The 23797-nt window shown below is 43.5% G+C and carries 23 protein-coding genes; 12 read left to right on the forward strand and 11 right to left on the reverse strand.

Annotated elements, in window-relative coordinates; translation table 11 throughout:
- Positions 1-72 precede the first annotated feature (72 nt).
- Positions 73-1059, reverse strand: a complete 987-nt coding sequence (trhO, locus tag SVI_RS12250; RefSeq protein WP_041420336.1) for an oxygen-dependent tRNA uridine(34) hydroxylase TrhO — start codon at positions 1057-1059, stop codon at positions 73-75.
- 261 nt (positions 1060-1320) lie between these two features.
- Between trhO and SVI_RS12255 the strand changes: the two genes are divergently transcribed.
- From SVI_RS12255 to ilvN, 6 genes are all read left to right on the forward strand, one after another.
- Positions 1321-1971, forward strand: a complete 651-nt coding sequence (locus SVI_RS12255; RefSeq protein WP_041419914.1) for a glutathione S-transferase — start codon at positions 1321-1323, stop codon at positions 1969-1971.
- Between the two features lie 39 nt (positions 1972-2010).
- Positions 2011-2460, forward strand: coding sequence for a GNAT family N-acetyltransferase (locus SVI_RS12260; RefSeq protein WP_013051864.1), 450 nt, complete (start codon positions 2011-2013; stop codon positions 2458-2460).
- 227 nt (positions 2461-2687) lie between these two features.
- Positions 2688-3593 carry a KPN_02809 family neutral zinc metallopeptidase gene (gene ypfJ / locus SVI_RS12265; protein ID WP_013051865.1) on the forward strand — a complete coding sequence of 302 codons (906 nt, stop codon included), beginning with the start codon at positions 2688-2690 and terminating at the stop codon, positions 3591-3593.
- A gap of 199 nt (positions 3594-3792) precedes the next feature.
- Positions 3793-5031: a multidrug effflux MFS transporter gene (locus tag SVI_RS12270; RefSeq protein WP_013051866.1), complete on the forward strand. Its 1239-nt coding sequence runs from the start codon at positions 3793-3795 to the stop codon at positions 5029-5031.
- Positions 5032-5496: 465 nt separating this feature from the next.
- Positions 5497-7218, forward strand: a complete 1722-nt coding sequence (locus SVI_RS12275; RefSeq protein WP_013051867.1) for an acetolactate synthase 3 large subunit — start codon at positions 5497-5499, stop codon at positions 7216-7218.
- Entirely contained in the window at positions 7218-7712 is a 495-nt protein-coding gene (ilvN, locus tag SVI_RS12280) for an acetolactate synthase small subunit (RefSeq protein WP_013051868.1), read from the forward strand. The genes SVI_RS12275 and ilvN overlap by 1 nt, the downstream gene beginning before the upstream one ends.
- A 196-nt stretch (positions 7713-7908) precedes the next feature.
- Here the strand turns inward: ilvN and SVI_RS12285 are convergent, their stop codons facing one another.
- The 4 genes from SVI_RS12285 to SVI_RS12300 form a co-directional block, all read right to left on the reverse strand.
- Positions 7909-8349, reverse strand: coding sequence for an Hsp20 family protein (locus tag SVI_RS12285; protein WP_013051869.1), 441 nt, complete (start codon positions 8347-8349; stop codon positions 7909-7911).
- Positions 8350-8654: 305 nt separating this feature from the next.
- Positions 8655-10364 (reverse strand): bifunctional UDP-sugar hydrolase/5'-nucleotidase UshA, encoded by a 1710-nt coding sequence (ushA, locus tag SVI_RS12290; RefSeq protein ID WP_041419915.1) that lies wholly within the window; start codon positions 10362-10364, stop codon positions 8655-8657.
- A gap of 644 nt (positions 10365-11008) precedes the next feature.
- Positions 11009-13006 carry a bifunctional metallophosphatase/5'-nucleotidase gene (locus SVI_RS12295; RefSeq protein ID WP_013051872.1) on the reverse strand — a complete coding sequence of 666 codons (1998 nt, stop codon included), beginning with the start codon at positions 13004-13006 and terminating at the stop codon, positions 11009-11011.
- A 333-nt stretch (positions 13007-13339) separates the two neighbouring features.
- On the reverse strand, positions 13340-14011 hold the full coding sequence (locus SVI_RS12300; RefSeq protein ID WP_013051873.1) for an alpha/beta hydrolase: 672 nt from the start codon (positions 14009-14011) through the stop codon (positions 13340-13342).
- Between the two features lie 216 nt (positions 14012-14227).
- Here SVI_RS12300 and SVI_RS12305 point away from each other — a divergent pair, with 216 nt between their 5' ends.
- Entirely contained in the window at positions 14228-15238 is a 1011-nt protein-coding gene (locus SVI_RS12305) for a glutathione S-transferase family protein (RefSeq protein WP_013051874.1), read from the forward strand.
- 38 nt (positions 15239-15276) lie between these two features.
- On the opposite strand, the gene SVI_RS12310 is transcribed toward SVI_RS12305, so the two are convergent.
- The 3 genes from SVI_RS12310 to SVI_RS12320 form a co-directional block, all read right to left on the reverse strand.
- On the reverse strand, positions 15277-15495 hold the full coding sequence (locus SVI_RS12310) for a DUF3389 domain-containing protein (protein WP_041419916.1): 219 nt from the start codon (positions 15493-15495) through the stop codon (positions 15277-15279).
- A gap of 114 nt (positions 15496-15609) precedes the next feature.
- Positions 15610-16092, reverse strand: coding sequence for an FKBP-type peptidyl-prolyl cis-trans isomerase (locus SVI_RS12315; RefSeq protein WP_013051876.1), 483 nt, complete (start codon positions 16090-16092; stop codon positions 15610-15612).
- A gap of 162 nt (positions 16093-16254) precedes the next feature.
- Positions 16255-17436: a lytic murein transglycosylase gene (locus tag SVI_RS12320; RefSeq protein WP_013051877.1), complete on the reverse strand. Its 1182-nt coding sequence runs from the start codon at positions 17434-17436 to the stop codon at positions 16255-16257.
- Between the two features lie 264 nt (positions 17437-17700).
- Between SVI_RS12320 and SVI_RS12325 the strand changes: the two genes are divergently transcribed.
- Both SVI_RS12325 and SVI_RS12330 read left to right on the forward strand, forming a co-directional pair.
- Positions 17701-18057, forward strand: a complete 357-nt coding sequence (locus tag SVI_RS12325; protein WP_013051878.1) for a DUF2750 domain-containing protein — start codon at positions 17701-17703, stop codon at positions 18055-18057.
- 96 nt (positions 18058-18153) lie between these two features.
- On the forward strand, positions 18154-18822 hold the full coding sequence (locus tag SVI_RS12330) for a hypothetical protein (RefSeq protein ID WP_013051879.1): 669 nt from the start codon (positions 18154-18156) through the stop codon (positions 18820-18822).
- Here SVI_RS12330 and SVI_RS12335 read toward each other — a convergent pair whose 3' ends face one another.
- Positions 18823-19764 (reverse strand): chemotaxis protein CheV, encoded by a 942-nt coding sequence (locus tag SVI_RS12335; protein ID WP_013051880.1) that lies wholly within the window; start codon positions 19762-19764, stop codon positions 18823-18825.
- Positions 19765-20489: 725 nt separating this feature from the next.
- On the opposite strand from SVI_RS12335, the gene SVI_RS21495 reads away from it, so the two are divergent.
- On the forward strand, positions 20490-20663 hold the full coding sequence (locus SVI_RS21495; RefSeq protein ID WP_013051882.1) for a hypothetical protein: 174 nt from the start codon (positions 20490-20492) through the stop codon (positions 20661-20663).
- Positions 20664-21003: 340 nt separating this feature from the next.
- On the opposite strand, the gene SVI_RS12340 is transcribed toward SVI_RS21495, so the two are convergent.
- Positions 21004-21924, reverse strand: coding sequence for a pyridoxal-phosphate dependent enzyme (locus tag SVI_RS12340; protein ID WP_013051883.1), 921 nt, complete (start codon positions 21922-21924; stop codon positions 21004-21006).
- Positions 21925-22134: 210 nt separating this feature from the next.
- Between SVI_RS12340 and SVI_RS12345 the strand changes: the two genes are divergently transcribed.
- Positions 22135-22539, forward strand: coding sequence for a YccF domain-containing protein (locus SVI_RS12345; RefSeq protein ID WP_013051884.1), 405 nt, complete (start codon positions 22135-22137; stop codon positions 22537-22539).
- Positions 22540-22599: 60 nt separating this feature from the next.
- On the opposite strand, the gene SVI_RS12350 is transcribed toward SVI_RS12345, so the two are convergent.
- The gene (locus SVI_RS12350) at positions 22600-23334 is read right to left on the reverse strand and encodes a substrate-binding periplasmic protein (protein WP_013051885.1); all 735 of its coding nucleotides are present in this window, start codon (positions 23332-23334) and stop codon (positions 22600-22602) included.
- Positions 23335-23563: 229 nt separating this feature from the next.
- On the opposite strand from SVI_RS12350, the gene SVI_RS12355 reads away from it, so the two are divergent.
- Positions 23564-23794: a PGPGW domain-containing protein gene (locus SVI_RS12355; RefSeq protein WP_013051886.1), complete on the forward strand. Its 231-nt coding sequence runs from the start codon at positions 23564-23566 to the stop codon at positions 23792-23794.
- Positions 23795-23797 lie beyond the last annotated feature (3 nt).

The raw sequence follows: 23797 nt of genomic DNA on the forward strand, positions 1-23797 counted from the left end.
TAACAAAAACTTACCAATAAAAAAGCCGTCTGAGACGGCTTTTTTGCGGTATATCATCAGGGATAAACTGATTTATTTTTTATTCAGTTCCAGCTGAACTTGCTTCAAGCTCTCTTTCTCATTACGGCGAGACTGGATAACCGCTTTAACGTCACTGCCAATATGGGCTTCACCACGCTTCTCGGCGAGTTGCATCTGACGTTCACGTTCTTCGAAACGCTGACGTTGCTTGTCTGAGATTGAACCTATGCAATGAGGACAGCTCACACCCTGAACATAAGCCTCACTGGCTTTTTCACTGGCTGTAATGGGCATGCGACAGGCGTTGCACTGGTCATACTGGCCTTTTTCTAAGTCATGGTTAACCGCAACTCGATTATCGAACACAAAGCATTCGCCTTGCCACAGACTCTCTTCCTGTTTAACTTCTTCTAAATATTTAAGCACACCGCCTTCGAGATGATATACCTCATCGAAGCCTTGCTCCTTGAGGTAAGCCGTCGACTTTTCACAACGTATGCCGCCGGTACAAAACATGGCGACTTTCTTATGTTTGGCCGGATCTAAGTTCTCTTTGACGTATGCAGGGAATTCGCGGAAGGTATTTGTCTTTGGATCGACAGCATGCTTGAAGGTACCAATTTGTACCTCATACTCGTTGCGTGTATCGATTAAAATGACGTCAGGATCTGAGATCAGCTTATTCCAGTCTTGAGGCTTCACATAAGTGCCGACCACTTTGAGGGGATCTATGCCTTCGACTCCCATGGTGACAATCTCTTTTTTAAGTTTTACTTTAGTGCGGTAAAACGGCATTTCAGCATCGAAAGATAACTTAACAACGATATTGTCCAGACCCGGCTGAGTCTTCAACCAATTGAGCAGGCTATCGATAGCTTCTTGGGTACCCGCAACTGTGCCATTAATACCTTCACTGGCAAGCAAGAGGGTCCCCTTGATCGCTTTGTCAGTCATGACATTGAGTAAGGGCTTCTGAATCGATTCGAAATGTGGAAGAGCAACAAACTTATATAGGGCACAAACGACAACTTGGGACATATCAACCTCAAATGCTGGCAAGAGCTTAATCTCCAGCGCATCTTAAAATAGTAACAACCGGACTCATTATTGAGCCAGATAACAAAATCGGTGAGAATTCTACCTGAGTCACACTCTAATAAACAGGTAAAAAATAAGCTTATTCATAAAATGCTAATTTTCATTTATTTTTCCTCTCGCAGCTGGTTTTATTCGTTGTCATTTTTCTTCAGTCGGTTAAGAATAACTAAGATAATCATTCAGAAAATGAATCTAACACCTATGTCCCTACCGACCCTCTATTCCTTCAGACGCTGCCCTTATGCGATGCGCGCCCGTTTAGGCATTTTACTTTCGGGGACATCAGTCTCTTTACGTGAGATCATCCTTAAATATAAACCTGAGCCCATGTTAGCCGCGTCACCTAAAGGCACTGTTCCTGTGCTTATCTTGTCAGATGGCCGCATCCTAGAAGAAAGCCTAGACATCATGCACTGGGCACTAGGCCAGAACGACCCTCATAACCTCTTGCTTGTGGGTCACACTCATCTACAAGAGCAAGCTAAGACCTTGATTGCCAGCAATGACACTGACTTTAAGCCTTGGCTGGATAAATATAAATATGCCGATAGATTTCCTGAAAATACTCAAGAGTATTACCGACAACAAGGAGAGAAATTTATCGCCCAACTCGAATGTCTATTAAGCCAACACGAGCAAATCCTAAGCGATGAACCAAGCATTGCCGATTATGCTATCTTCCCTTTTATTCGCCAATTTTCCGGTGTAGACAAAACTTGGTTCAACCAGGCCCCCTACCCAAACCTGCAGCTTTGGTTAGCTGGGCATGTGGAAGGTGCTAGCTTTACTAGCATCATGAAAAAATACCCAACCTGGCTCGAAACTAGTGAAGAGTTTATCTTCGGCGATTGATATCGATATAAGTTCAGACAACAAAATAAGGAGATACAGATGACATGGACGACCAAACAAATTTCTATCAGGCAATTGGACGACTTAGTCCATTTATTCGAACAATACATGGTATTTTACGGCAAACCTTCCCAGCCCCAGAAGTTTCGTGATTACCTGCAGCAAAGATTGAGTCGAGATGAAGCCCATGTATATGTGGCTTATGACCCAGACAATCGTCCCTTGGGCTTCGTGTTAAATTATCTGTCTTTTTCTTCTGTGTCTCTGGGGAAGGTTGTGGTGCTCAACGACCTATTCGTCGTAGAGAGTCATAGAAAAAAGGGCATTGCCAATCAGCTTATCCACTGCTCTATCGGTTTAGCCTTGGAACTAAACGCCATCAGGGTGGATCTAGCCACAGCACAAGATAACTACGGCGCTCAGTCCTTATATGAGAAATTAGGCTTTATCAGGGACACGCAATTCTTTTCCTATAGCTTAAGCACTTAATATCTATCGGGATTGGCATCACCACACAAAATCAATACCTAAGGAAAGTATCGAGTCAGGGTCTTCATCCAAAAACGGGATAAAACTCACTCGCAATAAAGCTTTCCTTATACTGATTGATAGCAATACGCCATAGTGTGATTTCCTTTCGGTTTTATTTTTGCCACTCCATGTATAGTCGCATCGCGAAATTATTAGGGAAACGGCAAATAAAATGGAGAGTAAATATGCGTTGGCGTGGTAAATCCGGCAGTCAAAATGTAGAAGATAGACGAGGCGAACGTGCCGCGGGCATGAGTCTGTCCCGGGGCGGTGGAGGCATATTACGTCTGCTACCTGTCCTGTATAGAATGATAGGCATCAAGGGAACCGTGTTAGTGCTAGTCTGCGCTGGCGGCTACGGACTGTTTACCGGCACACTGGGCCAGGTCCTCGGCACCCAAAGCTTGCAACAGGTCGATAATAGTAGCCAAAGTTCTGCAGTCACACAGACTTCATCCGAAAAAGAACTGGTAGACTTTGTCTCAGTCATCTTAGCTGATACCGAAACAAGCTGGAGTGAACTATTTAAGCAGATGGGCAAAACCTATCAAGAGCCTAAACTTGTCCTATTTAGAGACAGGGTACAATCGGCATGTGGCATGGCGCAATCGGCCACAGGTCCCTTCTATTGTCCCGGGGATAGACAAGTTTACATCGATCTCAGTTTCTACCACCAGCTCGAACAAGATCTTAATGCACCGGGTGATTTTGCTCAGGCCTACGTTCTCGCTCACGAGATTGGCCATCATGTACAAACCTTATTGGGTACATCAGAGCAAGTTCACCGTGCTCAGAGCCGTTTAAGTTCTACTGAAGCCAACAAGCTGTCGGTAAAATTAGAGTTACAGGCTGATTGTTTCGCTGGTGTCTGGGCTCATCAGGCCAACAGCCGCAGTCAATTGCTCGAGGTGGGTGATATAGAAGAGGGACTCACAGCTGCCAGTGCCATAGGTGATGACACACTGCAAAAAAATGCACAAGGTTATGTCAGACCCGACAGTTTCACTCACGGCACCTCAGCCCAGAGGGTACACTGGTTCAAGACAGGATTTGACAGCGGCGAGCCTACTAGCTGTGATACCTTCAAATAAGTGATCAATGAAAGAGTCGAGACACTTGCTCTGCTGGAGTCTCGGCTCATGTTCTATAGTTTTGTCATCGAACTGAGTCACTAGCCCGTGATGCACAAGATGAGTAAGCTGGTTTCCTAGTCTATATTTAGCCATCTAACTTAATAGTAATCATAAGCGCCCTATTTAGGGCTCATTCTCACTTATTTAAGAGGTATTAGTGAAAACGGCATCCAAACAAGCAAGCTCGGCAACAGAGCCTACTGCCAATTTAAACCTTGTCATCTTGCTCCCCATGTTGTCTGCAATTATCGCAATCACACCATTAGCCATAGATCTTTACCTGCCTGCCATGGCGACACTTGCCGCGAGTTTCCATACCGATATCACCATGGTGCAACAATCACTCAGCATCTATTTGGCAGGTTATGCATTAGGCATGCTGTGTTTTGGCCCCTTGGCCGATCGCATTGGTCGTCGTCCCTTGGTCATTGCCGGCCTCACTGGTTTCGCCTTAATAAGCTTTCTACTCGCCTTCGTCACCAGTATAGAATCATTTTTAGCCCTAAGATTCGGACAGGCATTCATAGGTGCAGCCGCTACTGTCGTCGTGCCGGGATACATCAAAGAGGTATACGGTAAAAACACGGCTAAGGGCATGTCTTATGTAAGCCTTATCATGATGTTAGCTCCGCTAGTTGCCCCAAGTATCGGCAGCCTAATTTTGGAGTTAGGCGAATGGCATCTTATCTTTTTCATCTTAGGTTTCTATGCATTAAGCTTACTGATATTGGTGTGTTGGAAGTTGAAAATGCCCAGCGATAAAGATTTAAGCAAGCGTAGTCAAAGGACCTTTTTCGGAGCCTACGCAGTTATCTTTACTAAACCTGGAGTCAAACTTCACATAGCCAGTGGCGTGCTGACCTCCTTTGCATTCTTCTGTTACCTGACGGCGTCGCCATTTGTCTATATGGAGGTCTTCGGCTTAGATAAATCCCTGTTTGCCATCTTGTTTAGCACCAATATCGGCGCACTAATGCTAGCCAATATCTTCAATAGCCGCATCGTCTCCCGCTATGGTTCGCGCAGAATGCTCAAGGTATCCACCTTGCTGGCTATTATCGCTGGCTCTGCTCTTTTCGCCGCAAACTGGCTGGGGATGAGCTATCACTATACTGTGATAACACTAGTGCCATTTATGGCATGTCTCGGCGTGATGTCTGTAAACGTAGATGCTATCGTCCTGATGCAGTTCCAACAAGAAACAGGCACAGCCACCGCAGTCGTTGGCACCTTGAGATTTGGCTTCGGCGCACTAGCCGGTCCTTTATTGGCCCTGTTTTATACTGGTACAGCAGTGCCTTTCTCTGCCTTAATGTTAAGTGCGGTCGTCTTGGTCGCTATCTGTCAGTTATTTGCTCATCGGCGCTTCGAAAGCGACTTATCAAAGATAAGTTAACCAAGCTTAGACTGTAAAAATAGGCCTCTTATGCTCAAGTTCAGCATAAGAGGCCTTTTTAATGTCTGTATATATGCAAACTCAACTAAGTCACTGAAAACTACATACATCAAGCTGTACGCAAATCAACCAAGCCCACGAGATACAGTAAATACTCCGGTATATTCTCCAGATCCACTACTAAAAATTCACTTTGTTGTCATTATTTGCATCATTAATCGTGTTTTTCCCTATATTTGGCATTTTTTTGAATAAAATGCTTGATTAGATCTGCATTTTTTATATGATGAAATTCTGTTCATTTTAAACAGGTGCCGCACCTTACAGGGTGAAATCAACTTTACACCAAAAGTTATTCGGCATTTCGAGAGCAAGGATCACCGTCCAAGCTCATTTAATTCAAGCGATTACCGTCGCTGTTGCAAGATACTGCATACCGTAGCGGTAACTTATGAGGGTTTACAAATGGAGAAGTTATCCGGCGCCAGCATGGTTGTTCGATCTCTTATCGACGAAGGCGTAAAGCATATATTCGGCTATCCCGGCGGATCTGTACTGGATATTTATGATGCCCTTCACGAAAAATCAATAATTGAACACATTCTAGTACGCCACGAACAAGCCGCCGTGCATATGGCCGATGGTTACGCTCGCTCAACCGGCGAAGTTGGCGTGGTACTGGTGACATCCGGCCCAGGCGCAACCAACACCATCACAGGTATCGCCACCGCCTACACAGATTCTATTCCACTGGTCATTATTTCGGGTCAGGTTCCCAGTAACTTGATCGGTTACGATGCATTTCAGGAATGCGACATGATCGGCATCTCACGCCCTGTGGTTAAACACAGTTTTCTGGTGACCGATGCCAAAGACATTCCAACTATCATCAAGAAGGCTTTCTTTATCGCGGCCAGTGGTCGTCCAGGTCCAGTTGTTGTGGATGTGCCTAAAGATTGTATGAACCCTGAAATCTTATATGATTATGAATATCCAAAAGATATCAGCATGCGTTCCTATAACCCGACGACGTCAGGCCATAAGGGTCAGATCCGTCGCGGTTTACAAGCTCTACTAAAAGCTAAGAAACCTGTACTCTACGTAGGTGGTGGTGCCATCATCTCAGAGTGTGATAAACAAATTCTATCTTTGTCAGAAAAGCTCAATATACCTGTAGTCAGTACCCTAATGGGGCTTGGCGCCTTCCCTGCCAGCCACGAAAACAGCCTAGGTATGCTAGGTATGCATGGCTGTTATGAAGCCAATATGGCCATGCATAATACCGATCTTATCTTCGGTATCGGCGTGAGATTCGATGACCGCACCACCAACAATGTCGAAAAATATTGCCCTAACGCCACCATTTTGCACATAGATATCGATCCATCATCTATCTCTAAGACCATCAGAGTCGATATCCCCATTGTAGGTTCGGCCGATAGCGTACTCGATGAGATGTTAGTGCAGCTAGAAGCCAGTGACGATACCAATGCCGATGAAGCCGCCATGGATGTTTGGTGGAGTGAGATAAATCAATGGCGTTCGCGCAAGAGTCTGGCCTATGAAACCAACTCAGATAAGATTAAACCCCAACAAGTGATCGAAACACTGCATAGACTCACCAATGGAGATGCCTATGTGGCATCAGACGTGGGTCAGCACCAGATGTTTGCCGCGCTATATTATCCATTCGATAAGCCACGTCGCTGGATAAACTCCGGCGGTCTGGGCACCATGGGCTTTGGACTCCCCGCCGCCATGGGGGTTAAATTTGCCCACCCAGATGCTACCGTGCTGTGTGTCACAGGTGACGGTTCCATCCAGATGAACATTCAAGAGCTGTCCACTGCGCTGCAATATGGTATACCGGTCAAGATCATCAACCTGAACAACCGCTTTCTCGGCATGGTAAAACAGTGGCAAGATATGATCTATTCCGGTCGTCACTCACATTCCTATATGGATTCTGTACCCGACTTTGCCAAAATTGCAGAAGCTTATGGTCATGTTGGCATCAGCATCAGCGATCCAGCTGAGCTCGAAGCTGGCCTGAAGAAGGCCCTGTCGATGACAGACAAGCTGGTATTTGTCGATATACATATCGATCAGACAGAGCATGTGTACCCCATGTTGATCCGCGGCGGTGCGATGAACGAGATGTGGCTGAGCAAAACGGAGAAAAGCTAATGCGTCGTATTATATCTGTATTACTGGAAAACCAACCCGGCGCCCTGTCTCGCGTCGTCGGCCTATTCTCTCAACGTGGCTACAACATTGAGACCTTAACCGTGGCGCCCACCGATGATGTGACTCTGTCTCGTCTTAACATCTGTGTGGTGGCCGATGAGGCCGTGCTCGAACAGATAGAGAAGCAATTACATAAGCTTATCGATGTACTCAAGGTCTCAAATGTAACTGAGTCGGATCATATTGAGCGTGAGCTAGCCTTGATAAAAGTAAAAGCCAAAGGCAATATTCGTGATGAGATCAAGCGTACTTCTGATATTTTCCGCGGTCAGATAGTCGATATCACCGCCGATCTTTATACCATTCAACTAACTGGTACATCCGATAAGCTGGATGCCTTTATCTGCGCTGTGGGTGAAGTCACTAAGGTTGTTGAAGTATCTCGCTCCGGTGTAGTTGGATTGTCACGCGGTGAGAAGGCGATGCGAGCTTAATCATACCCCTAGGTATTAGCTAATAGGTATAAGCTATTCTATAGACTGGGTTTAAAAGTCAGGCACTAAAAAGGGAGCATTAGCTCCCTTTTCTTTTGGCGATTGTATTGAGGAATAAACGAGGTTTAGATACTGAGTCCAGGCAGATATTAAACTCGTTTAGCTTTACCAATCGCGCTCATTCTATCTAGAGCCGTTATTCCGACTCGAGCACCCGTGATTTACCGATTTCAATTTTTCTCGGTTTCAAGGCTTCGGGGATCTCTCTTTGCAACTCGATATTAAGCAAGCCGTTCTCAAGATCTGCACCTGTCACTGTGACATAATCGGCCAGCTGAAAAGTACGCTCGAATCCACGTTCGGCAATCCCTTGATAGAGATATTTTCGGCTCTTATCTTCAGCTACCTTGATACCCTTGACGACTAATTTCTCGCCTTCGCTGGTAATATCGAGTTCATCCATAGTAAAGCCTGCTACAGCCATGGTGATACGATAACGGTTGTCTTTAAGCGATTCGATATTATAAGGAGGGTAACCTGAATTGCCCTTGTTCGAAGCCGCATGCTCTGCAAGCTGGGCTAAACGATCGAAACCAATGGCACTGCGGTATAGGGGAGTAAGATCATAATTTCGCATAGTTATATCCTTGTCTTAAGCAATATATTAAATGTAAGTTGGCCGACTCGACTGCTGTTGCAGTAACTTGTCGCACCTCTTTGTTAATGGTTAACTCGACTGACCCCGAAGGCATCACTATTTAAGTTAACTCTGGAACCTCATTGAGCGTTCCATACACTATATATGTAGGCGTATTTTTACTTTTCAAGGCAATCGTTTAAATTTATTAAAATATATATTTAGATAAATAGAGTCTTTCAACATAAACACCAATATAAAAAAAGCAGCCCGGAGGCTGCTTTTTAAAGAAGTGAATTATTAAACTAGCGCTGACAAGCCAAGGTGCTATTACTGTTCAAGAACTGAATGTCACTGGCTACTGGAGCGAAATCAGCAAGCAATATATCACCGATGTCTTTGATGAAGGTGTACATAACTTCAGCATCAACATAACCTGTCATGACAGGAGTCAGTACCGGATAACCATCACCGCCTGCAGCATTGAAGCTAGGAACGGTAAAGCTGTAACTTGCGTCAACAGCATAACCCTTGCCATTGATGTCGTTGATAGCAACTGTTTTAGCTTCACAATCAACATCCATCTTAATACCAACAAGCTGAGGGTATGCGCCAGAACCCGTTTCACCAATATCTACAGTGGCTACTGCATTTAGATACTCAGTGATTTCGGCTCCTGTCATGGTGCTTTTAGTAATTGAGTTGCCAAATGGCTGTACAGTTAGCACATCTTTGTATGTGATTTCACCTGCTTCGATAGAAGCACGTACACCACCTGAGTTCATTACCGCAAAGTCGGCACCCACTTTAGTACGCTGGGCCTCAGCAATCAGACGACCTAGATTAGTCTGTTGGGTACGAACAACTGCACGTTCACCCTCTAGCTTGCCATCGGTAGTACCTATGACTTCAAGCAGCTCTTCCTGACCCGCATTTTGGTACTGCTGCATAATTTCAAGTACAGTAGCATCAGGCGTGATTTCTTCGCCAATGAACTGACGAACACCATCAGCATCTTTAGCTTTCAGATTAACGGGGATCAACTTGTAGCTGGCTAAATGCAGTTCATCATTGAAGTATTCAAAATTGGCTTGGCCAACATATTTACCCCACTCGTGAGCCTGCATGATGAAAGTACCGTTCTGCACGTCTGGCTTACATTCGCCACCAGGTGTGAACTCAGCATCGTATGCATCGCCTTCCATACAAACTGGGTTTTGAGAGTGTCCACCAATCACAGCAGCTAAGTCACCTGCAGTCATAGCGCGAGCCAGAGCAACATCACCAGGTGCGTTGCTGCCGCTAGCAGCATCGGCATAGTGACCCATATGAGTGGTGGCGAAAATCAAATCAGCCGCGTCGGCATCTTTAATGTCTTGGATAACTTTCTTAAGTTCTTCTTGTGGATCGGTAAATTCTAACCCTCCGATAAACTCAGGATTAGCAATTTTGGCTGTATCTTCAGTTGTCAGACCCACAACGGCAATACGAAGACCGTTAACATCGAACACCTTGTAGGGGTCGAAGTAACGAGTACCAGAAACTTTGTCATAGATGTTAGCCGCTAACATAGGGAAGTTAGCTAGCTTACGCTGCATATCAACAACATCGAGTGGGTTATCAAACTCGTGGTTACCCACTGCCATAGCGTCATAACCAATCAGGTTCATACCGATGAAATCCGGTACCGCATCTTGCAAGTCTGACTCAGGTACACCTGTGTTGATATCGCCACCGGAAAGTAAGATGGTTTCGCCACCGTTTGCTTCAACTTCGGCACGGATCTGGTCGATCAGCGTCTTACGTGCGGCCATGCCGTACTCACCGTATTTATTTTCAAAAAAACGGCCATGGTTATCGTTAGTGTGAAGTACGGTGAAAATTGTACAGGCTTCGCCCGCTTCAGCACATGTTGCCGGCAGCACAACATCTTTATCATCATTATCACTGCCACAGCCTGCTAATGCCGCCAGTACTGCAGTTGCAACTAAACCTTTTATTAGTTTATTTTTCATTACTATCAACCCCATTATTATTGGATATTTACTTGTTACCATCATTTTACGATTTGAGACTCTCTGGCCTCGTTGGCAACATGATAACAAAGAATATTTGGGGAATGTGTCATTATTATTAATAAATGTGACGTTAATGTATGTTTTTTCAGTGATTTATATCGATGATTGTTTGAAATAAAGAACAAAGTCAATTTTAATGCTGGATGAAGAACTTGTAAAAAGACACTAAATTGACAAACCATAGACCGCCTATCATTGATTTTAATGAATTAAAGTCAGCTCCCGCCAATAAGCCTTTGTAATTAAAATGCAGAACAGTGGTCATGGAAAAGCATCATTGTTTTTGAATTTAAATTTATATAAATATCCAAAATGTTAACGTCATACTATTTCAAGCCAAGTATATTGGGTCAACGGGAAGGTTTTTGATGAAAATCAAGCTAACATTGACCAGAAAAAGGCAAAGAGAAAGGAAAAGGAAAAGGAAAAGGAAAATAAGTTTTAGCTTAAATAGCAAACAAGATCCCGCAGATGCAGAGTTTCACCTTTTACACTGAAGTATTGAAAACTGCTACAAGGTGACGATTGAGTCATAAAAGTGCCGCTTACATCTAAGCGGCCCCCAGAATAAAGCTGTCTATCTAGTCTTTATAGATCACAGTGGTTGACTCAAATGTAAGTGCTTCGAGAACCACTCTTGATGTCGCATAATCAATAAACGATTGAGCATCGGTATTACAGATATCAGCATCATCACCGCAACTTGGTGATGTATCCTCATAGATAACCTCATAGGTTTCCCCATCAAACGTTAAGTGAGAAACAGGGTAGGCTTTGTACTTGTCCTTGTTCATGACAATATCAATACGATCAGTTGACACTAACTGTGCATCACCAAGAGCGTTCCAGCCATCATTACCACTCGCATTATAGTTATTTACGGCAAGAGTATATTCTGACGTATCAGTTATCTTCTCCCACACAGGAGAAGATTCTGTCCCTGTATTTAATTCTAACTCACTAATATGACCTGAATTATGCTTAATATCTTCAATAAAGGTATAACGCATGCCGCCAACGTAGGGGAACTTTCCTCCATGAGAACCAACAGGGAGCGTGGCGTTAATCGTCGTCATCAATAGCGTTTTTAACACCTCACCACTCACAGTCAATACTGATAAATAGTTTGAAAAAGGCATCAGTTCAAGTGACACATGCCCTTCTCTAAAATCACCAGCAGATATATTTTGACGAATTCCCCCTGCACCCACTAATCCAATATCGACTTTTCTACCAATAACTTGCTGTACCGACTCTTGATTTGCCCAATATACAAGCCCTTCAGCAACCAAAGGAGCCACATCAGAACCATGCAGGTCTGTTCCACCATCACCAGGACGACGCTCATGATTAATCTCAGTTGGTACTAAGGTGATAACGTCTCCATAAGCCTTATCTAGCGCTGGCTTATACATTGTGTCAATACGATCTCTCAGAGCCAGATTTTCAATGACATGATCAATTTTTTCTACAGAGTCGACAAAGTTCATCACCTCTTCATGCTGGTTACCAATGATAAGCTGATCTGCTTGTCGCATCGAATTGGTATAAAACTCGCTATTCGTCAGTAATGTATTCGTCCCAATACATGAAGTCAGCTCACCGTCTTGATCGAAAGAAATAGTCACATTACCTATGGCTTGTGCATACTCTCCCGCTTGAACAACACAGGTTACTCCAGTGTCATCTTTTTGAGTGACAAGTTGTGCATATTCACCATTATTACCATGACCTAAATCAGTAAAATCACCGAGTAAAGTATGTGAATGCCCACCAACAATAATGTCGATTCCCCTAGTGCCTGCTGCAAGCGCCACATCTCGCGCATTGCCAATATGAGACAAGACAACAATCTTATTCACTCCCATGTCTTTCAACATGTCTATTGTGGCTTGGGTTGATTCAATTTCACTTGAAAATATAGCATCGCCAGTTCCTGTTGCTATTGTTTTCATGTCTTCTAATACCACACCAATCACAGCAACGAGCTGTTCATTACTTTTTGATTCTGACGGGGATGCTATTTTTCGCTTTTCATCGCCATTGAAAGCAAAAATCTGGTAAGGGATAAGGTTTTTAGCGGCATTTAAAGATGCGTCTTCTTTAGTATTAATATTGTTTGCCAATACCGGAAAGTTCACGCCATTAATAAAACCAGCCAACTGAGCCGTATCTAAGTCGAATTCATGGTTACCAAGCACCATGGCGTCTAGACCCATTTGAGAAAGAAGATCCGCATTTGCCATCCCATCATTAAGCTTAAAATAAGCAGTACCTTGCCAAGCATCGCCACCATGGAGGAAGAGCAGTGGTTGCTTATCTAATCCAGCTTGAGATTTTACTAGGTTAGCCGCTTCCAATAACCTTGGATATCCACCAAATTCATTGAAAATAGTGCTTCCATCTGCACCTATTTTAAAGCTTGATTTTACAGGGTCAAAATTTGAATGTGTGTCATTAATATGTGCGATGGTTAAGTCAAAAGGTTTGGTGGGTATAGGCTCATCATTGGAGTTACAGCCTGCTAAAGCAGCTAGAACAGCTGTTGCGACTAGGCCTTTTATCAGTTTATTTGTCATTACATCAACCCCTAGGTTTTAATTATTAAAACTTGGACTCTTTGGTCCAGAGGTGACAATGGTATCAAAATGCACTGGTTACATGTGTTGCTGGCACGATTAACATGTTGTAAAAAGGTAAGGCGCCACAATGACTTACACTTGATTTTTATTTATAATCAAGAGTATATCAATAGCTTATGGAGAGGGGGCAAACTAGAATGCCATCAATAGGCTTAGTGAAAGGATTGCTTCAATAGCTTAGGATTAAAAGATATAACCTCTGGATTGCTAAGTACAAAACACCAGAGGTTACAACTTGTATTTTTAGGCGTTAATTCATCACAAGTTCATCTAGAACAATCTGCTGACTAACCATTTTGCAATATCTTGCAACTGTTGGGGTAACACACTGTGCCCCATGGCATAAGTTTTCCACTCGGTTGGATAACCCGCTTGATTCAACAGATCATTAGCCATCTTGCCAGTGAATAGTGGCACCACATCGTCTTGCTCACCATGATGCTGAAGTATGCTGGTTAGCGTGTTTGCTTCGCTCAGTTGGCTGGGTAATTTATCGGCCGTAGGTAAGTAACAAGACAGCGCCATTATGCCGGCTAACGTTTGTGGATACCTTAATCCGGTAAACAGGCTCATCACGCCACCTTGACTAAAACCTGCTAGGACTATTTTATCTGCGGGTATTCCGCAATCAACTTGCTCCTGTATCAGTGCAATAACAGCTTGCTCTGACTCCAGCACTCCTGGCATATCGGCACGATTATGCAGATCCATGCTCTTAATGTCGTACCAGGCTCGCATGACATAACCTTGATTGATTGTCACCGCCTGCTCGGGGGCATGGGGAAAGATAAAGCGAATACTGTGATCGTCTGGCAGACCGAGTTCAGGTACTACAGGTGCAAAACCGGCTCCGGAATCACCTAAGCCGTGTAACCAGATCACACATGCTGTTGCACTGGTATTTGGCTCTATGGTTATCCGCTCTAATGCTGCTACTGACATCTATTTCCCTTTATTTTTAATGAAATTTTATCGCCGACATCATATCAGGATCACCACAACCTAAGCTAGCAAGCAGATAAACGAGCTGAGCATTCGATAAAATTGGACGTTAACCGTCAAATTATGGCCTTTTAATCCCTTTAAATCGGCGCTAAATTGAAACAAAGACATTTACAGTGCTGACGATACAGTACAGACACAGTACAGAGGAAGAGTATGGGCTTACTTCAAGATGGGAAATGGACTGACCTATGGTATCCGACCAAAGAGAATGGCGGAAAATTTGTACGTGAGGACGCACGTTTCAGGAATTGGATCACCGCCCATGGGCAACCTCAGCCAGATAAGCCAGCAACACTGGGATTCAAGGCTGAAGCGAACAGGTATCATCTATACGTTTCCCTTGCCTGCCCTTGGGCACACAGGACACTAATTTTTCGTGAGCTTAAGTCACTGCAAAGTATTATCGATGTCACCGTCGTCGAGCCTCACATGTTGCACCAGGGCTGGGAGTTTGCAGGACCAGGCCAAAGTAAAGATGCCGTCCATATAACCGGGGCCGATGAAGACACACTCAATAATAAGGCATTCCTGTATCAGATATACCAGCTGGCAGCGCCCGACTACAGCGGACGCGTCACAGTACCTGTGCTATGGGATAAGCAAACTCAAACCATAGTCAGTAATGAATCAGCTGAGATCATTCGTATGTTTAACTCGGCCTTCGATCACCTCACCCATAATCGAGTGGATTTTTATCCTCAAGCCTTACGTGAAGAAATTGATAGCCTCAATAAATATATCTACTCAAACATAAATAATGGTGTTTATCGTGCAGGGTTCGCAACTTCCCAAGCTGCCTACAATGAAGCGTTTAATGAAATTTTTACGGCATTAGATAGGCTGGAGTCGATACTCAGCAAGAAGCGATATCTCACGGGAAGCAAGATAACAGAAGCCGATTGGAGACTGTTCACCAGCTTAATTCGTTTCGACGGCGTCTATGTCGGCCACTTCAAGACCAATAAGCGACGTATCCAAGACTATAAGGCAATATCAGGCTATCTAAGAGACCTTTATCAGGTAGAAGGTATTGCTGCCACGGTGAATTTTGAACACATTAAGCAGCACTATTACTTTAGTCATGCCAATATCAACCCAAGTAGAATCGTGCCCCATGGCCCAGAGCTGAACTACTTAACACCCCATAACAGAGAAGCGTTATAATACTAATCGGTATAATACACAGTCACCTTAGGCGTTTTCTAGACGCCTAACTCTTCTCTAATCAGCGCCAATTGTTCAGGTGTATCTAATTTTAGACTCCACCTTACCGCTCCAGCATCGGCGTGCATGATAAGTGCATCATCGATGAACTTAATATCTTCAACCATGGCGTACATGGTAATACCAGACGTATTGAATCGTACTTGAGCCTCAAACGGAGACAAGATCACCTTTCCCTGAGAAAAATCAATAATCATATAATTTCTCACTATTCCTTAATACCAATTCAATTAAATTTGGCGAGAGTCAAAATGAAAAAAACCAGCAAGAATGCTGGTTTTTTATGCCTATAACTAATCGCTAAATAGCGATTAGTGGTGATGACCACCTTTACCATGGGCATGTCCGTGGGCAACTTCTTCATCGGTCGCATCACGTGCTTCGACTATCTCGATATCGAATGTGAGCTCACGACCAGCCAAAGGATGATTAACATCAACCGTTGCCATAAACTTACCCATCTTGACGATAGTCACCTGACGTTTTCCTTGATCTGTATCAAGCAATGCGCGCATGCCAGCTTTCCATTTTTTAGCACCTTGAAGGTGCTTAACAGAGACGCGTTGAATCGCATCTTCATTTCTAACGCCGTAGGTAGTTTCCGGCGCTAGAGTGACAGAAAAGCTTTCGCCAACTTCTTTACCTTCAATTGAATCTTCAACACCAGGCATCATGTTGCTATGGCCGTGCAGATACGCGATAGGCTCCAGATCGTTATTCGACTCTAAAACTTCACCCTTTTCATCGCGCAGTGTGTATTTAAACTGCACAACCATATCATTTTTAATGCTCATCAAATGTCCTTAACTCTATACCTGACTCTATTTTGGTGACGAAGCTTAACAAAAGTCGTTTACGCACTCTAGCTTTATCTGGCTAATGACTTAATCAGGCTGGGTCTGGCGACGAACACCAGCTACAGCCTAGTACTAAGAAAAACTGCAGAATCAGCCCGGTTAGTTGACCCCGATAGCGTTAAATGTCGCTTCATCTGGGAAGCCATCGGCAACGATGCCGACACTCTTCTGATAGGCACGCAGGCCTGTCTTAGAATTTCTTCCCATCACGCCATCGGGTTTACCCACATCGAAGCCTTTGGAATTTAACTTAGCCTGCAACTGCTTTACCTTAGCTCGACTCAAGTTATCTTGCTTAGGAGGCGCCGCCACCAAACTCACACCACCATTGATCCTATCGGCAAGATGCCCCACAGTGATGGCATAAAACTCGGAACGGTTCCAGCGCATGATCACATTGAAGTTCTTATAACCCAAAAATGCGGGACCAGTATGACCGGCAGGCAGATACAAGGTTGCGCTCATATCTGCAATAGACAAGGCCTGTCCATTGCTTTGTAACACACCTAGACCAGCCCAGTCAGTTAACGCTTGTTTCTTACCTAGATACTCATAACTGAAAGTTTGCGGTAGTTTAACTTCTCTTCCCCAACGCTCATCACGCTGCCAACCAAGCTTATTTAAAAAATTAGCCGCTGAGCTTAGTGCATCAGTAGTGCTATTCCAAAGGTCGGCTTTGCCATCGCCGTCTCCATCCACGGCATAATGCGTATAAGCACTGGGCATAAACTGGGTATGACCCATGGCGCCAGCCCAAGATCCGACCATCATAGAGGCATCAAAATTATATTTTTCTTTGAGCTTCAATGCTTTCATTAATTCGCCAGTAAAATACTTACTGCGGCGGGGATCGCAAGCCAAGGTTGCCAAGGAGTCCAATACAGGCATCTTGCCCTTGTAAGAACCAAAGTTGGTTTCCAAGCCCCAAAATGCCATCAAGTATTGAGGCGGCACGCCATACTTATCCTGCAACTTGGTAAGTAAGGTCTTATTCTCTTTCAGTAGTCGTCTACCTTCCTGGATACGCCAAGCTGTGACACGCTTACTGAAATAGTTATCAAATGTTTGGCTAAACTCAGGCTGTTTATTATCCAGTTCTATGACTCTGGCGACATATTTTACCTTAGCCAAGGTATTATCTATGGTGTCTTGTGACAAACCTTCATGTTGAGCGGTTTGCTTTAAATTAACCACACAAGATGCAAAATCATCGGCGACAGCGGGAAGCGTCCACAGAGAGGATGCTAAAATTACGGATGCTAATGGGACATTTTTAATCAAAACGACTACTCCAGAAATGCATTATAAAAATTTTGATCATAATGAATAAAGAAAAAACACAGTGCCGCATTACGACATTAATCTCAGCCATAATAACTATACCAAGGAGATAATTTAAGTATTAATCCTAGTTTTTAGGGGATAAGTAGTAAATTTTACTTAATGATCGATTTTAGGAGCCTATTATCGAAGAATTTCTTTGGGGATTATCTAGCTTGCCGTATAATGGTCGCGGTAAAAACCACCTAATTTAAGAGACTTATCATGACAGAGATTGCCCCTGAACTAGCCAGCTTTATCGAAAATGTAAAACAACATCAGCTCGTCTGGGGATTACAGGATGAAACCGGTGAAGGTTGGGTCGTCTGTGACTCTTCTGAGTATGAACACACGGATGTCATGCCACTTTGGTCTTCAGAAGAAAATGCAAAAATTCATTGCAGTGATGAGTGGGCCGACTATAAAGCTGTATCTATCACTTTAACCGAATTTCTGGAATTCTGGGTATCCGATCTCAATGACGACGGTGTACTAATAGGTATCGACTGGTTAGCCGATCAAGAATGCTTAGAGATAGATCCCATTGAACTGGCAAAATCTCTGGTAAACATCGAAGAATAGTAAATTCGACGATTTATTTTAGCCAGTATGTAAGTGAACAAGTAACTTCTTGAGTCACCGGCAGCAAGTTTGCGTCAGTCCGCCCAGAGAATCCTTATGACGCAATCACCTCCCCTTATCGATGTACCTTTCGCGCTTCGCCATACCTGTTGGTTCTGCGCCGAGCCTTCCAACTGCGTGTTCGAATATCATGCCAGCGTACACACCCCTCATTCGAGCCTGGGCGTTCCTGCTTGTAAGGAATGCCTCAAGCTGGCTAAAAAAAGCCCGCTAACGTCTATCTGGGATTGTCAGATGGCGGTCAAGGACGAACTGATGAGGATTTACGCTAAGCATCTAGCCATTGGCATCAACTGGACCGAACAGGAACTCATCGACTCTGAATTTTCCTGTCGGGTGTTCGAAGGCTTTAAAAAGAGTGCCTGGATGATGTACTTGATAGCCAGAGATAGAGTCAATGCAAACGGTTGGCCCTTAAGCTTAGATGGAGTGGACCTAGATAATAGTGATTTTGTTGTGGGCTTTGAATTTGATGGGGTGAAATACGCCTCACTTTCTAAGGCCGTTAACCACTATAGTCAAATATTAGGCTTGGATAAACATTTTTTCGAAGCCGTGCTATCCCAGGTGGGTCGTAGCCGTTTCGGTTATGCTGTGCGTATCAGTCGAATCAACATCGTCTCAACTAAGCGGGTAAAACAGGAGGTGGTCAAAGACATAGCCATAGAACAAGGCACGCCTTTAACCGATAACACTTGGTTCTAATTATCTAACTAGCTCTCTTAGCCTCTGTTGCACCACTTCGACTAAAAGATCGGGTTGGAACTTAGAGATGAAACGATCACAGCCAACTTTATCCACCATGGCCTTATTGAAGCTACCACTTAATGAGGTGTTCAATGTGATAAAGAGATCTCTCATGCGCTTATCGTTGCGGATCTCATGGGTTAACTTGTAACCATCCATCTCAGGCATTTCCGCATCTGTGATCAGCATTAACAGTTCATCCTGTACCGATTTCCCCTCATCACACCAGCCCTGTAGCGTCCGCAATGCCTGTAAACCGTCTGAAACCTCTAAGATCTCTATGCCCAATGGCTCGAGTGTCTCCTTTATCTGTCTCCGCGCCGTCGAAGAGTCATCGGCGATTAAAATCTTACGACCCTGCATCTCATTAACCAAGTCGTGGTCGAGTACCCCTTCGGACAAGGTGACGTCGTAATGGATGATCTCGGCTAACACCTTTTCCACATCGATTATAGAGACGATTTGGCTAACACCGTCGATTTCAATGCGAGTGATCGCCGTTAAATAATTATGTCTGCCAGCCGTTTTTGGCGGAGGTAAGATATCACCCCAAGTCATATTAACGATATGCTCGACTTTACCCACCTTAAAGCCCTGAACACTGCGATTATACTCAGTGATGATCATATTCGCTCCATGATCGCCCTTGATAGGCTTATAACCTATGGCACTACGAAGATCGATAACCGGGATGGAAGTCCCACGAATATTAGCCACGCCGCAGATATGAGAATGGCTACCGGGAACGGCACTCAATTGAGGTAACTTAACCACTTCTTTTACTTTAAAGACATTTATCGCAAAAAGTTGAGTGGCATTGATTCGAAAAAGTAATAGTTCAAGGCGATTTTCTCCTACAAGCTGGGTGCGTTGGTCAACCGAGTCGAGTACTTTTGCCATTATGCTGCTCTCAAAATAAAAGGGATTAAATAAAGGGTGCCTCGATAATAATCTTCATAATAATAACAATCAATAACAATCAATTAGAATTACAGAAGCTGAGGTTTTTGCCGCTATGAGTGCCATAGGCTTGCTAGCTGTACTAGGAGCAATTACCTGGTAGAAAATAACCATTCGAGACTCATTTAGCGCCTACAGGAACACTCTGACCATACTCAGACTGCTTACTGTATAGGCATTCGAAGGGGAAACACCATGAAGACACAAAAAAGGGCCAGCCGTTATTATCGCCATCACACAGGTTAACAAATCTCTATATTGTCAAAAATAACTACATATTAATGTTGCAAGAGTATTGACAAGGCCAATTCCGTAGATATAATAGCCGACAGATTTGAGACACCATATTTAATTTTCTTTGTAAGTCCGACTCCATATCGTCACTGCCTCGCAAAAATATTATTACGCCGGTTCAACTACTCAATTTTAGTCATCAAGCTGTCATAACTCTGTGTTTAACTGTGTCCCAATCGGTTCACTGATTATCTCTCAGGTTACAAATATTAACAAATATTGATAAGCAGTTACTTGATTAAACCGTTGAAGGTGAGTAGTCTCAAACGAAATTAATTCTCATCTTTTGCAAATTGCTAAGGATTTTATTATTAAATACTAACTACTACTACTAAATAGTACTAGTTATAAAACATAAAGGAGTATGACCTATGTCGTACAATGTAAACGGTCAGTTGATCACAGTTAATTTCCCAGTAGCTTCTATTTCTGTCAATAAGTCTTCTATCGCTTTCACCGATAGCCAAGGCAAAAACAGACAGACTTTTTCGAAGCGAACCGAAGCACTAAAATTTATGAACTGGCTATTATCAGGCAGTAAATAAATTTAAATTAGTTCTCGTTCGACCTCTCACTAGGCTGCTAGTCAGAGATAGTTAAACTGATAAACTTATGCTAATCGATACACTCCTCTCACTGGTATCGAATGTTTCCTTGCTGATAAATGGAAACAGATAGGATCGACATCATAAGTCGGCTATTAAGCAATCAAGCAACTCCTACCTTTGGTTCAGGCCGTATCAATTTCACAGATACTTAGCCTGGCCAAACGGTAAATACTCCCCATAATGCATCCCATAAATCTCACTTCAAAACCTAAATCTCACATTGAAATCTAAATATCACATCGAATTCGAATAAAGAATACCTAGGGTTATCACACTATTAAGCCCCATATTTCCGTATATATCTGGGCAGCATGGTTTCATTACCCAGTAAGCCACCTTGATGAAGATACAAGATAGGCACATCTCCCTGACTTAAGCTTAAATGGTGTTCCAGCGTCATCCAACCTAAGGGATCATAAAGTAACTCGAAAGCGATACCAGTCAGTGAAATTGTTTTCCACATCTCATAAAACTCAGGATACAATTTTCCGAAATGATACTTTTTGGGTAAAGCCACAATCTCAGGATGATACAAAGGATTATCTGCTAGCTGGGTGAATTGCTGGATTAAATAGCTGCTCCCTCCCACCGCGGCGCAGGTAAGCACCTGAATATTTATCTCTTGTTCAACATAATACTTATTAAGATACAGTGCAGTTGTGCCGGTACCGGAAGGCAAGAAGACGACTAGATGCTCTAATCCACTGTCTTTTGCCCACTGGGCAATCTCTTCAGCCAGTTTAGACACGCCGAACTCGGCATACTCACAGCGACCCCCTTCAGGAACAAAAATGGCGTGAGTTTCATTAGGTAGCACCACTTCTTGTATATAGGTGTGGGTATCCCGGTCTCCTCTATCATCTAAACTATCCAGTGATATGATATTGGCACCATTGGCTAATGCGGCACCATAGTTACCACTTGGCTTGAGCTTGATGTGAGAGGCAATATGATCCACATAGAAATCTAAACTCCAGCCCTTAAGTTTAGCTAATGCAGACATGGAATAAAGAGAGTTTGCCTGAGGTGAGCCATAGCCGATGAGCTTAGTCACTCCCGGAAATTCATGCTCGAGGAAATAGGCAAATTTTCGCGCCTTATTACCTGAAAATTCAGGATGGAGCAAATCATCTCTCTTAACAAAAATATGTCTGTTGAACATTACTATGGTATCGACTGGGGTATGGCTTAACTTCATATCAAGGAACTAGCACTAGAATAATCAGGCAATGATTTTACCATTGGCTACCCATCACAATCGACTAAAAGTACTAAAAGCTGATAAATCTCACTAACAGCCTACCTATAATAAGCAGTAAGAACCTGAAATTAAAGGGCTTACACAGTTGGCGCGATATTTGCTTATTAAGAGAAAAGGATGAGAAACCCTATTTCATTGGAGGCCTAGATGCCTGTATTACGATTAATTTTTAACATTGCTTGGTTTGTGCTTGGCGGCTTTATCATGGGATTAGGATGGTGGCTAGCTGGTTTACTGTGTTTTATCAGCATAATAGGGATCCCATTCGGACGCGCCTGTTTTGTCATTGGTGAAATGACTTTTTGGCCCTTCGGTCAGGAACAGATAAATCGAAAACACCTCACGGGACAAGAAGATATGGGGACTGGTGCATTTGGCACATTGGGGAATATTATCTGGTTCCTGCTATTTGGGATCTGGCTCGCTATCGGACATATCACCTATGCCTTAGCCTGTTTTGTCACGATTATTGGTATCCCTTTTGGAATTCAACATCTCAAACTGGCCATGTTGAGCCTAACACCAATCGGCCAAACTGTTGTGGCTAAATAATTCATCAATAACTGTGATTAGGTGGCTTAGTCGAGCCTGTGAGCCACTTTTAGCAGTTGTCTAATTATTATCGGTCGTGGTCACAGAGATCATATATTGATCCAAAATAGATTTAGCATCTATTTTAGTTAAACCAGTATTCACAATATTCCGCCACTTGTGGCCATCTTGACTGTTTTTGAAGGCAATATATAACTTTTTTTCTTCTAACAGCTTTTGGTTTATCTGTAACTTAGCAGCAAGAGGCTTGAAGTCATCCCGCGCTAATATATACCTGAGTACATGCACATCGATCACGGCGCCATCCACGCGCCCAGTCGCTACCTTCTTGACATTATGTGCATCAGAACTAACAACTTCGACGGGCTGAACCCCCTGTTTGATCATGATATCGAGAGCGACGGTATTCACATAACCTCTGACGACACCTAAGGTATATTGATTAAGATCAGCAAATTTCGGCCAACGGATAGGATGAGTTTGTCTCTCTAGCAGTCCCAAGGGGCTTACACCGAGTGATTCAGAAAAAATGAAAGCGGGTGTTGGATAGGAGTATTCCGGTAGATATCCAAGATACATAGAATCATCCCGGCTAGCCAACCTCACCGCCCGGCTCCAGGGATAAAAATCAACTGATAGTTCATGGCCCATAACGTTTAGTGCAGCGCGGGTGATTGCAATAACAGCCCCTTGATCCACCAGCTGTTTTCCTGAGTAAGGTGGCCAATATAAAGACGTTAACTTGAGAGTGTCGGCCTTAACAGGCAAACCTAGCATTAAGGCTAAGAGTAACATAAGCCTGAGTCCACACTTCCATGATGAATAGCTGAAACAGCTAAACACATATTTAATGCTTATTCGCTTAATAGAGGTATCCTGCCTTGAATAGATTTTACATAAGTATAGACAGTTTATACTTACTCGTTATCCGTTTAGTCGTTAGCCCAGGTGTCAATTTTCGACTGGCATTCATGCCCTCAATGATGAAACATTGGCTGATACATCATGATTAAGGAACAATAATATGATCCGTAAACTGCTTATCTCCATTGTCGGTGGAATACTGACAATCGCAGGCATACTTCTCTTGGCTCTGCCTGGACCGGCTTGGCTACTACTGCCCATAGGACTTGCCATCTTGAGTCTGGAATACCCTTGGGCAAAAGTCTGGCTGCGTAAGAGTCAGCGACAGTTTTATGCTTCTGCCGCTTGGCTGGATAGAAAAATCCTATTATGGAAGATGAAACGTTCATAAGCA

The organism is Shewanella violacea DSS12 (assembly GCF_000091325.1).
Taxonomy (GTDB): domain Bacteria; phylum Pseudomonadota; class Gammaproteobacteria; order Enterobacterales; family Shewanellaceae; genus Shewanella; species Shewanella violacea.